Below are 11,129 nucleotides of genomic sequence, written 5' to 3'. Positions count from 1 at the left end.
AGGTGTAAAAAAGCGCTCCGGTTGTGATAACCAGAGTCAGGCGGCAGGAGCCGCAGAGGTAGGGGTTAGGGCGGCGTTACAGTCACGCCAGTATGCGATTTGTTCATGGGCTGCGGATGATAGCAGAGACGCGCCTGCACAGGTAGGGTTATCGTGTCTAGCAAAAACATCTTTTTAATTTTCCGCCCTACAGGGCGAATATAGCCACACTCTTATTATGCCTTTACTCATATTTTCTGTTTTCTGTTTATATGAATCTAATTTATTACTGAGTGATGGAGCATTGATGTCTTAAGCCAAGTTAAGGAACTTTAATTTATCAGTGCTCTTTAAACTTCTTTTATTTAATAAAAATAGCTTGTAGGGGTAGTAAAACTGGTTTCTCTTCGCTGCGCAGCAGCGGAATGTTGAAATGGAAAAAATTTATTTATAGCTCTCATAATTAGTAAATGGACAGTTTTCCTAATTTTTCAAGTGGGAGGATGTGAAGAAGTTTAAAAATAATTCTGTTTGGTGGAAGTTTAACCAGTCTAGATGGTTTTATTCTCACAGCCCCCCGACTTATTGCTTATACGCGAACCCCATGCCTAATCCGTCCCACCAGATCGACAACGGCCTGAACCCCATCTGTGTCTTCAATAGCTCGACTGGAGCTACGCCACCTAAGCCCCAGGCTGAGCGGTTGCCCAATCCTCTGTAATCGTATGTCTTGTATCCTGGAAACCTTGTACCTCACCTCCAGAACCGTCCACTAGGGCATTAACGATTAGGCTCACCACATCATTGAAGTGCGTAGCCATTATGACCACTTAGTGGTAGATTTGTTGCGGTTTTGGATGATGGTGAGTGGACTATGGACAAGCCCCATGATGCAAGTATGCAACTCCTTGCCAAAGCGAGAAAAATTATTAATGAGAGACCCTTTACCAGGGCACATGCTGTAGAGCTTGAAGAAATACAGAGCATGGCTGTCGGTGAAGAAGCAGACCAGATCGAAGAGCTGTGGGCTTATGCATATGCAGTAGCCGATGAGGTCACCCTAAGGCATTTGTGTGATGAAGATGAAATTTTCTAGTATTACTGTGATTGAACTATCAGGCTTAGATACCTTCCATATGCCATTTTCTTTCACCAGTTCACTCGTAAGGCCCTGAAACGCAGAGCATCACACAGTGTTACACCGAGTGCTATAAAACATCTACACACGAGTGTTACTAGTAACGCATGCTGCTTGCTAATGTGCTCACGTTGTGTCTAGGTTATACATTGTTCATAATCCGTACAGCTTCATGCCCTCATGATACATTTGCTCATTATGGAGATATGAAGTATGCACCATCCAGGCACAGAGTCCTTATTTAGCATTATTATCCCTGTACCTATAAATTTGGTATGGGATGAGTTTACGACTGAGAACGGTATCCGAAATTTCATGGCACCAACATGTCATGTTATTGCTCAACCGAATGGGCCGTTTGAAATTTTTTTTGATAGCCTGGATGATAATAATGAGCAAAGTAGTAAAGGTAGCTATTTTTTATCAGTTATTCCGCATAAGCTTTTAAGCTTGGCATGGAGCTTCTCATCAAAATTCCCCACTCTTAAGAATCAATAAATATTGATATGCATTTATTTTAAATCTAAGGGTGATAAAACAGTAGTATCATTTTTCCAAGAAGAAGGCTTGTCTAATGGTGATTGGGCAAATGGCTGTGCGTTTTCCAAGAACTTATGGGAAAGCTTTTTTTTACCCAACCTTCAGCGTAGGTTTACTCAAGGCCCAATAGATTGGGACTCTTATCGGATGCTGGATGGGGAATATACAACTTAAATAGACAACACAATTTTATTTGAGACGCATCAAGTTGTGACATCACCTGATATAGTGACCATTGATATATGGCCACTATCATAGGCTACGGGATTGAAGAGATCCAGAAGTAGATTGGGGCGGCAGCATAGTCCAGTGTAACCTCCTCCACTCAAGACATAGCGGCGTTGCTTTCTCCAATCGTAACCGGTTGGTAAGGCTGGGTCATAACGATTTTGCCCCTGTCCTTTCTCATCGAGTTGCTCTCTAACACTCATCTAAGTTTTCAGCAGATGCTAAGTTTCCACATAGCACTTTTAACACAAGTGGTAGGGGGCTCAATGAACTTTTGGGTCTCCCAGGAGTCCTTCTGCTATTTTTATGTCACAAAAAATTCACACCACCATGCTCGTATTTTCATTTAATTTTAGAGCATAACATGTACGCTTTTTGTAGACGTGGTTTAACCATGTGGAGGAAACCATGAATAGAGAGAAGATAGAGGGACTGCTTATTTTGGCTGGCTCACTCTTTTCAGTCATGGTAGTCTACGAGCTTTTATAAAGCTCCTTGATGTTTGATGTAATCGGCACATCATAAATCATTGTGATGTGCCCTTTTTATTTAATTGAAATTTTAGATGTGATTTTTAAAATCACCCTGCTAACTGAGCGTTCACTTAAGTAGCAATAGAGACGTTTCGATTTTTCCTGCTTGTGCTTTGTCGTACTATCTATGATAAACGGCCTTCTCAGTGAGTGACCGTAAGCCCCATCACGATAAGATCGCCCACCACTTCTACTGCATCACTGGCACCACCTCTCCTTGCTGCGAGATTGCTTCAACTTTGATGCCCGCACTTTTCAACACCTGCTTCGCAATTTTTAGGTGGCGTTCGTGTTCGTCAGTCAGCTTTTCAACCATCACCAACTCACCCGCCAACTTCTTGAACAGCAGACTGCTTGCAATCATGAAAACCTGCATGTTCTACCATGAAGAAATTAGCCAGGGTACGGATGCATTTTTCGATAATTCTTATCCGTCAGGTATAACGAATAGCTCTTATTAAAGAATTTTTTATCAAATTCATATTTATAATTCCGCCCTTAGGGGCGAATGCAGTCAGATATTTTTGCATTTCTGTATTTTTTTGACTTAACAGTCTTCGCAAGGAGAACCGATTTATTTATTACACAGGATTTGATTTCTATTTTATGTAGTTATGTGTGGTTAGAAAGAAAGGACAAGGTTGGAAATAAAACTGGTTTCTATTCGCTGCGTCGCAGCGGAATGTTGAAACGCTAAAATTTTGTTATTGCTCTCATAATTAGTAAATGGACAGTTTCTCTAATTTTTCAAGTGGGGGGAATGAAAAAAGTTTGAAAATCAAATTTGTGGTGGATTTTTGAACAAGCAATGCTGAGTTTTGCCTATCGGCACCTCGACTTATTGGTTATTGGCAAACCCCATGCCGAATCCGTCCCACTAGATCGACAACAGCCTGAACCCCCATTGGTGTAGCCAACAACTTAGCTGGGGCTACGCCACCCAAGCCCCAGGCGGTGCGGTTTAACCACGACAGTGTCTTGACGGTATCGTTCCTGTGAAAGGCGAGAACAGCATCGAGAGCCTGTGCAACTCCGTATACCCTGGCACCCTGCGATATTGATAGGGGGGCTGCAATCCGCAGCTTGCGGGCCAGTGTACTCCGGCTAATACCAGCCCATTGGCAAACCGTTCCCACATCCGTCTTCATCAATTCCGCAAGACGATAGACTATGTCCGGTGCTACGCCAGCCACGATCCATTGATGTGCTCCTAGTGGGTCACGAGGAATAGCAAGACCTTCTAGGAGACGGTTCGGAGTAGCTGCGTCACTACCAGGATGATATGTTGCATAGGGCATCATGTGGCATTCCTCATTGTACAAACACGATCTCTTATGAGCTATCCTACCCCAAACTGTCGTTTTGAGTGGAAGATTAACAACCAAATGCCCCTGCATTGAGGAGATTCGATGACTGAGTTGATCTGTACTGAGCCCGGCATAGGTATTGAGCGCGGTGCAACTTTTCAGGTTCTATCGGAGAACGGCTCTGAATGGGAAATCCTGTTGGGTAATGAATACCGAAGGGTCAACAAACGCAGCGGGCGCGTTACAGGTTGGAAAACACCTCCAAAATTTGAGTGCAAAGACATCCAAAAATAACAAATGAGAGTTCAATGCTGGTTATGCCAGTGATAAATAGCCAGCCCAGGTTACTCCCACATCAAAAGCAGAAGATATTATAGTTTTCATAAAGCCTTAAATAAGGAGCTTAGCATGCTCGTAAAAGAAATTGTGCCAACAGAGCAGGTCGTTGACATTCTCTGTGATGTCTGTGGTCGTAGTACAAAAACGAATTTTGGAACCAATCAATATGGCTCGTTATCGGCGATTTTTGGCTATGGTTCCCGTCACGATGGTGAGTGTTATCTGGTGCATCTGTGTGAAATGTGTTTTTTCGGTATACTCGCAACAATGAGGGAGATGCATCGCGGGGAACATATGTTTGACGATGACTATGAGGCTGCAAACCCAGACACATTTGGGCGTGATTATTCTAATAGGGAGATAATCTGAATAGTATGCCCCCATATTCGAGTTTGTGTGGAGAGAACTATTTCCTATCATCGACTCATTCTGTGAGCCAATGATATTGTCCAATCGGCTCATTTCGTGAGCCGATCAAGATCGTTCATCGGCTCATCTGGTGAGGTGGTCTCAACGCTCACTACCACCTAGATTTAATTTTTGGCTACATAGTTTCATAGCAGATTGGAGCTAGACCACTAAGCAGCCCCAAACGCAATTTAGCTCACGATTTTTAAATTATGCTATTTTTCCGAATCATCTTGGTGCCAAAAACAGTGGTGCTAATGCTGGGGTTGAGAGATAATTTCACTGATATAAAAATGTGATACATGAGGATAAAAATGAACGATTTTTTGAAAATTTTGTTGAATATCCGTAGTCTGCGAGCTGCATTGCGCGAGCTTTCTTTTGAGCAGTTGGTCGAAGTTAAAGAGAAATTGGATGAGGTTTTTGCTGAGCGTGAGCAACAAGAAAACAAAATCAAGGCCGAGTCCGCTGAACGCCTGCAAAAGCTGGCTGAGTTCACCGAAATGCTGAAAACAGCAGGCATCGATCCGAGTGAGCTGGTTGGTGCAACGGCTCCAGCGAAAGCTGATGGTTCAGCTAAAGCGAAACGCGCTCCTCGTCCTGCAAAATACAAATACGCCGAGGATGGCCAGGAGAAGACCTGGACTGGTCAAGGTCGCATGCCCAAGGCTATCGCGGAAGCGGTGGCTAATGGTCGAGCATTGGAAGAATTTTTGATTTAGTGCTAAGAGCCCATGACAGCTCGGCGTGGGCCTTTAATTCTGTTTTTAGTAGGAGCACCGTATGGGGAGGACATTGGAGGATATGATTTCATCCGAATCACCCGAGGTTGTCCAGAGAGCCAAGGCTCTTGCCGAAGAGCAACTGGTACGTCTCAGTGTGACCAAACTGCTTTCAAATCTCGGGCCTGGTGATGTTCCTGAAATTGCTCCCGATGTTCTCGATAGTTTGTTGTCGCTCAAAAGGTCAGTGGAGAGCCAAGACTGTCGGCTGAGTTTATTTGTTCATATGCCTGACGGCACTCATCATGGTGTCAATATTTAACTAAAGATCGTCATCGGTACGTTAATTGCAGATTTTATCTACCAAATAAAAATAACATCCCATGGCGATGCTTTTTCAAACTCCCTCGGTGTGCAAGCGGATCTGATAGCGTGTATTGCGTCCGCCACCAGGTAATTTCTCAATGCACCCCCTATCCAGCAATTGCGCAAGATGGCGTGTGGCCGTGGGCTTACTAACTCCGGCGACTTTTTGATATTGACTGGCACTGATGCCATTTTCAAACCCCTGTTCGCCGCCATCCAGTAAACGATTCAGCACTTTGGTTTGCTCTGGACTCAGATCGTCATGACAGTGCCGCAACCAGAAAAATGTCTTGGCGAGAGAACGATCAATCACCTGTAATGCCAGCTCTATGGAGTAATCCAGTGTGTCGAGGAACCAACAGATCCAGGAGGTAATATCTAGCGGCCCCCTCTGCGCTGACTCAAGCGCCCGATAGTAGTGCTCCCGCCGTTCGAGAATAGCAACTGACATGGCATATAGCCGAATACTGTGGCTGTCAGCCTGTGACAGCGCGAGATCGGTCAGTGCCCGCGCTAACCGCCCATTGCCATCATCAACGGGGTGCAGCGTCAGAAACCAGAGATGGCAGATCGCCGCACGAAGCAGTGGATCCATCGTGAGGTCATGCCGAGTCTGGTTAAACCAGCGGATGAAATCGGCCAGTTGATCGTCCAGAGCTGCTCTGGGCGGTGCCTCAAAATGCACGGTGGGGCGATCAACACGCCCAGAGACAACCTGCATCGGCTCATCTCCTCGCAACTGCCCTACGTTCACTGGCTGCACCGACCATTCGTTGGCGGGGAACAGCCAACGATGCCATTGGTAAAGTCGTTCAATTGTCAGTGGTTGTTCATGGTTGTCGATGGCATCCAGCATCATGGCCGCGAGCCCCTCTGAGCGCTCTGATACTGGATAGGACTGAGTTTGTGAGCTCCCTAACCGCCTAGCCAGAGAGGAATGCACGGATTGTGCATTGAGGCGTTCACCTTCGATAGCAGAAGAAGCGATGATGTTAGCCAATAACGTGTCCAACGTTTGGTCGGGGTTCCCCAACCTGGAATGACGACCGATTAGAATTCCCTGCCTGCGTTGAACGTGCCGTAATCTGGGCAATATCTCGCTATCCTGCCAACGAAAATGGGGCCAATCTGCTTGTTGCCAAATCCACAATGGTTCCATTATTTCCTCATTCAATTTGTCACGATATCAAAATGGGGCTAGTCCAAAAATACCATAATATAATTCTATCTCCATAACTATCAGTTGCTAGTTTATATACTTGGTGGTAAATCATCATGCCTTAAAGATTTAATTAACGACCGTTAATAACGCAGCCCATAAAAATGGGGGGCAAAGCCCCCCATTTATTATTCTTCTAGATAGCTATTTTTGAGTGCTGTCTTTCAGACACTTTTCAACATAACTTGTCTTCGCTGCGCCACTGAGCTTCTTGTCTGCTGCTGCCTGCTCACATTGGCCTGCTTTGTCAGCGACAATTAGGGTCTTGACGCACTTCTCGATATAGCTGGTCTTGGCTGCGCCACTGAGCTTTTTGTCCGCTGCGGCCTGTTCACATTGGCCTGCTTTGTCAGCGACATTCAGGGTCTTGATGCACTTCTCGATATAGCTGGTCTTGGCTGCACCGCTGAGCTTCTTGTCCGCTGCGGCCTGTTCACATTGGCCTGCTTTGTCAGCGACATTCAGGGTCTTGATGCACTTCTCGATATAGCTGGTCTTGGCTGCACCGCTGAGCTTCTTGTCCGCTGCGGCCTGCTCACATTGGCCTGCTTTGTCAGCGACAATTAGGGTCTTGACGCACTTCTCGATATAGCTGGTCTTGGCTGCACCGCTGAGCTTCTTGTCCGTTGCGGCCTGCTCACATTGGCCTGCTTTGTCAGCGACATTCAGGGTCTTGACGCATGCTTTAATGTAGTCAGCTTTAACATCTCCAATGAGATTTTTTTCAGTCGCTTTCGCTTCACATTGCTGTTGGGGTTCAGCCTGTGCATAAGCCGTATTTGCACAGATAGATCCCATGAATAACACACCAAGTAGAATTCCTGTACGTTTCATATAACAAGCCCTTTTGTTAGTTCCATTATTGTGATTAAAGCCAAAAGCATAGTGAGATGAGGCGCTTACGCTTTGAGCTTTTAGACTATAGCTGCTTGATATACATGTTAACAATGAACTTTGGCTTGATGTGGCTATGTATGCAAGATCGCTGACTGCCGCAACCGATTCCATATCTCTAAAATCGCCGTCCTGGCGCATTCTTTCAGAAGATATAATCATCATATTGCTTATTTTTTTAAGCGCGACAATCTATGACTATGCCCACCGAATCATTGAACACATATTAATCAGTTACATTGTTGATGGGTTGCACATGAAAGCCAACTAATGCATTATGCGAAACAGGTGAATATGAATTCACTTTGGCTTGTTCAGATATGGGAAGAATAATATGAAAAAATGTGGCATTGTTGCGATTGTTGGTGTGATGTCCTTACTCACTGCATGCACCCCGTTTAAACGTCTTCAAAATGAAGAAGAAATCCACAATTCAATTAGTGGAAGTTGGACAGTTTTACATGACGGCCATCAAAAAATTGAAAACCTAACGCCTCCTGCTGTCATTAACTTCGATCCAGTAAAAAACAAGATCTCTGGTTTCGATGGCTGCAACAAGTTTAACGGTAGCTATGTAATGGAACAGAGCATTTTGAAAGGCAAGGTAATGTCTACCAAGATGGGCTGCTCTGACCCAGTAGCGAGTAACATTAGTAGCACTATGCAATCACTTTTCGCTAATGGTGCAGAAGTTGTATCAGTTAACTTTATGGGGGCAAAAGTGATTATGCTCCGTAATAAAGAAATGAAGCAAGAGTTGCGCCTGGGGAATTCTGAGCAGTTATCGAAAGATAAAAAGTAATTTCATGTGCTCTTCCCACAGGAGTGGGAAGAGCACTTACAATAAAAATTGTGATATCTATTTATGGTAGTAAGTCTCGAATATCACACCCCAGTACCCTAGCCAGACGATAAGCCTTCTCCAGGGTGACATTGACCTGACCACGCTCAATCCGTCCTACATAGCTTCTATCAATCTCTGCCACATGTGCGAGTGCATCTTGCGATACGCCCAATTGAAGCCGTCTATCACGTACAGCATCACCAAACTTTTTTGCTAAATCTTGCATGTCTCGCCTCTCTCTGGCGAGCACTATCTCTGGTTGTCTGGCTAACGACCACGGACTATAATCCGCAATTGAATGAAAATTTTTTACTTCAGATTCTCGTGAGAGAAAAAGGATAACTTATGGATACCCAGACTGTGTGGTTACCAACCGCACTCTACACCGCACTCATTCGATTGCAGATGGATGACTTCACTACAACAGAGTGCTTGAACGCAGTCTTTGGTGAATCAGAGTACAATCAGGCCCATAAGAGGCGATATGGCCTCGTTTATCGTAATCTGATGAGGTTGGTTGACGCGGGTTTCCTGGAACGGAGAAATGTTGATGATGTCCGATCGTATCCAAGTTTCGTTAAAACCCCTCTATTTCATGATGTGAACTTTCAGGAGGAATTGAGTGACCCAGAGGTTCAGGAAACTCCGGAGGTTCAGGAGGTTCAGGAACACAAAGGCGGGGCGAACGATGCTCTCTTAGATGAGTTAAACGCAAAAGCGAGCCTCTACCGCATTGAAATTCAGGAGTGCCAAGCAGCAATTGCTGAATATAATATGCTGCAAACAAATTTTCCAGCGCTAGAAATCACTATTGATAATGCACTTCGGAATACCAGTCAGAAATACCGTGATTTAAGGGGACGGCTGGCAGCCGTGGAGAAGGTGATGAGAGCTTTGGGGAGCTCCGATTTGACCCGCTAATATCATCCCTTCTATATCAGCCGATTTCAACTACATGACCATCGATGTATATTTTTTAGGTCATGTAGTTTACCATACCTCTGCTCGTTCATATGCCTTGTGGTACAAATGGTATCAATATATGAAGTTCAGAATACAGTTCCCTCGCTATACATCAATTAAATAGCTTTAATCCATTTCAGGGTGGGCTTAAAATCTCTCTATGGAAAAATAAAGACGATGTTTATCTAACCAATTTCTAGGGTCATGGAAATTTTCGATAGTTGCATTTTCTAACCGAGTTACATGATTCTCAATCATGCTACGACTTACCAATGGCCTGAGCATAGGGGTGATATCAACAGTCAGAACAGCAGACACGACAATAGCCAGTCTACACTACTTCTTCGCAACCTTGATATTTGGCTAGCGAAGTTAAAGCATGATGGTTTTCTACAAGAACCGTTAAAATCGTCTGATGATGTTCAGCATATTTTTAATAAAATTGAAAAGGATGATGCTCTTGAGATTCTTAGCAAAGAAGTTTCTGACTTGGCAGCCTCTGTTTATCAAGGTCTGTACCCATATTCTAGAGAGAAAGACATAAACAAGTTGGCTTAAAAATCTATTTATATTTAATTATACAATTAATTTCCCGAAAAATATTACCGTCTTTAACCATGGCCCCAACGGGGCCAATGAGTAACCTCGTAAGAGCTTACTATTATCTCTGAGGTTGTCTGACCCAGTAATGAGGACTATAATCCCCATCCTAATTTTGATTCCTACTAATTGTTGTCTTTCGAGACTGAGGGTTACCTATGGGCTCCCAAACTGTGTGGCTTCCAACCGTACTCTACACTGCACTAATTCGGTTACAGCTGAACGATTTCACTGCACAGGAGTGCGTAATAGCGGTATTTGGTGACAAGTTCAAGCGCCCATCAAAACATAAATACTATGGACTCATATACCGCCATCTGAACAAGTTGGTCGGTATGGGTCTTTTGAATAGGCGCAGTGTGGGCAATAAATGGTTTCGTCCAAATTACGTCAAAGCGCAGCTGTTTGATGAGGCTACCTTTCGGGAGGATCTACTTGGCCCACAGGTTCCAGTGACTCAGGTCGAGCAAAAGGCAGTCGTGGAAGTGAAGGATGAGGTGCGAAAGGGGCTGGAAGAATTGGAGGCTAAGGCGAAATCTTATCGATTTGAAATTCAGGAATACCAGGCCACGTTCACCGAATACAACGAGCTACGAGCAGATTTCCCCGCGCTAGAGGCAATCATTGATAGTGTGCTCAGGCACACCAGTCAGGAATTTCAGTCCTTACGAGGACGGTTGGCTGCCGTGGAGGAGGTGATGAGGGCGTTGAAGGTCTAGAAAGAGCATCGACCTGTATCTAGGGTAAGACCGGCCTAACGTTGGCTACAAGCGAGCAACTCATCAGAAGTTCACTCAAAAACCAACTATGTAAAATCAGGAAAAAAGTCATCCCCTAGGCGGGGGAGGTTGTCCACAGACCGTGGAAAAACAGAACAAATTTACCTAAAAAAATTCCTATTTTAAAAGACACACCTTATAACACATTGTTTTAATTAAAAATAGTTAGTTCGTTCATTCGATCTACATATCTTAGATCTAAAGAACTCCACCAAACGTTTGGAAAGGGCCACCTCGCAAGAGGTGGCCCTTTTTATTTGTCCTGTCCCG

The 11,129-nt window shown here is 44.5% G+C and carries 15 protein-coding genes and 1 pseudogene; 10 read left to right on the top strand and 6 right to left on the bottom strand.

Translation table 11 applies throughout. From position 1 onward, the window contains the following. Positions 1–853 precede the first annotated feature (853 nt). Complete coding sequence (locus AACT07_RS21930; protein WP_069530036.1) at positions 854–1,075, top strand: hypothetical protein; 222 nt, start codon at positions 854–856, stop codon at positions 1,073–1,075. A 255-nt stretch (positions 1,076–1,330) separates the two neighbouring features. After that, positions 1,331–1,615, top strand: a complete 285-nt coding sequence (locus AACT07_RS21925) for an SRPBCC family protein (RefSeq protein WP_083250035.1) — start codon at positions 1,331–1,333, stop codon at positions 1,613–1,615. A 993-nt stretch (positions 1,616–2,608) separates the two neighbouring features. On the opposite strand, the gene AACT07_RS21920 is transcribed toward AACT07_RS21925, so the two are convergent. Then, complete coding sequence (locus tag AACT07_RS21920) at positions 2,609–2,782, bottom strand: hypothetical protein (protein ID WP_171902795.1); 174 nt, start codon at positions 2,780–2,782, stop codon at positions 2,609–2,611. Between the two features lie 481 nt (positions 2,783–3,263). After that, a complete protein-coding gene (locus AACT07_RS21915) occupies positions 3,264–3,716 on the bottom strand; it encodes an antitoxin Xre/MbcA/ParS toxin-binding domain-containing protein (RefSeq protein WP_069530038.1) in 453 nt (150 codons plus the stop codon). A 111-nt stretch (positions 3,717–3,827) separates the two neighbouring features. Here AACT07_RS21915 and AACT07_RS21910 point away from each other — a divergent pair, with 111 nt between their 5' ends. The 4 genes from AACT07_RS21910 (at position 3,828) to AACT07_RS21895 (ending at position 5,516) form a co-directional block, all read left to right on the top strand. After that, positions 3,828–4,019: a hypothetical protein gene (locus AACT07_RS21910; RefSeq protein ID WP_069530034.1), complete on the top strand. Its 192-nt coding sequence runs from the start codon at positions 3,828–3,830 to the stop codon at positions 4,017–4,019. 114 nt (positions 4,020–4,133) lie between these two features. Further along, on the top strand, positions 4,134–4,433 hold the full coding sequence (locus tag AACT07_RS21905; RefSeq protein WP_069530033.1) for a hypothetical protein: 300 nt from the start codon (positions 4,134–4,136) through the stop codon (positions 4,431–4,433). 353 nt (positions 4,434–4,786) lie between these two features. Beyond that, positions 4,787–5,194 (top strand): H-NS family histone-like protein, encoded by a 408-nt coding sequence (locus AACT07_RS21900; RefSeq protein WP_069530032.1) that lies wholly within the window; start codon positions 4,787–4,789, stop codon positions 5,192–5,194. 82 nt (positions 5,195–5,276) lie between these two features. Continuing rightward, entirely contained in the window at positions 5,277–5,516 is a 240-nt protein-coding gene (locus tag AACT07_RS21895; RefSeq protein WP_232298107.1) for a hypothetical protein, read from the top strand. A gap of 75 nt (positions 5,517–5,591) precedes the next feature. Here AACT07_RS21895 and AACT07_RS21890 read toward each other — a convergent pair whose 3' ends face one another. The 3 genes and pseudogenes from AACT07_RS21890 to AACT07_RS21880 all read right to left on the bottom strand — a co-directional run bounded on the left by AACT07_RS21890 (position 5,592) and on the right by AACT07_RS21880 (position 7,265). Then, a complete protein-coding gene (locus tag AACT07_RS21890; protein WP_253182289.1) occupies positions 5,592–6,419 on the bottom strand; it encodes a Fic family protein in 828 nt (275 codons plus the stop codon). Between the two features lie 66 nt (positions 6,420–6,485). After that, a pseudogene (locus tag AACT07_RS21885) lies at positions 6,486–6,719 on the bottom strand (DUF4172 domain-containing protein); the annotation flags it as partial. A 204-nt stretch (positions 6,720–6,923) separates the two neighbouring features. Then, a complete protein-coding gene (locus AACT07_RS21880) occupies positions 6,924–7,265 on the bottom strand; it encodes a hypothetical protein (protein WP_445206777.1) in 342 nt (113 codons plus the stop codon). 742 nt (positions 7,266–8,007) lie between these two features. Between AACT07_RS21880 and AACT07_RS21875 the strand changes: the two genes are divergently transcribed. Beyond that, positions 8,008–8,475: an META domain-containing protein gene (locus AACT07_RS21875; RefSeq protein WP_069530029.1), complete on the top strand. Its 468-nt coding sequence runs from the start codon at positions 8,008–8,010 to the stop codon at positions 8,473–8,475. A 61-nt stretch (positions 8,476–8,536) separates the two neighbouring features. Here AACT07_RS21875 and AACT07_RS21870 read toward each other — a convergent pair whose 3' ends face one another. Then, the gene (locus tag AACT07_RS21870; protein ID WP_082035522.1) at positions 8,537–8,743 is read right to left on the bottom strand and encodes a helix-turn-helix domain-containing protein; all 207 of its coding nucleotides are present in this window, start codon (positions 8,741–8,743) and stop codon (positions 8,537–8,539) included. Positions 8,744–8,862: 119 nt separating this feature from the next. On the opposite strand from AACT07_RS21870, the gene AACT07_RS21865 reads away from it, so the two are divergent. The 3 genes from AACT07_RS21865 (at position 8,863) to AACT07_RS21855 (ending at position 10,799) form a co-directional block, all read left to right on the top strand. Next, complete coding sequence (locus AACT07_RS21865) at positions 8,863–9,438, top strand: hypothetical protein (RefSeq protein WP_069530028.1); 576 nt, start codon at positions 8,863–8,865, stop codon at positions 9,436–9,438. Positions 9,439–9,723: 285 nt separating this feature from the next. Then, entirely contained in the window at positions 9,724–10,038 is a 315-nt protein-coding gene (locus AACT07_RS21860) for a hypothetical protein (RefSeq protein WP_069530027.1), read from the top strand. 200 nt (positions 10,039–10,238) lie between these two features. Next, complete coding sequence (locus AACT07_RS21855; protein ID WP_069530026.1) at positions 10,239–10,799, top strand: hypothetical protein; 561 nt, start codon at positions 10,239–10,241, stop codon at positions 10,797–10,799. The last annotated feature ends 330 nt before the right edge of the window (positions 10,800–11,129 follow it).

Source organism: Aeromonas sp. ANP5, from assembly GCF_963870295.1.
GTDB lineage: Bacteria > Pseudomonadota > Gammaproteobacteria > Enterobacterales > Aeromonadaceae > Aeromonas > Aeromonas veronii.
The sequence above is the reverse complement of the archived record's forward strand: the minus strand, read 5'-3'. Positions and strand labels throughout refer to the sequence as shown.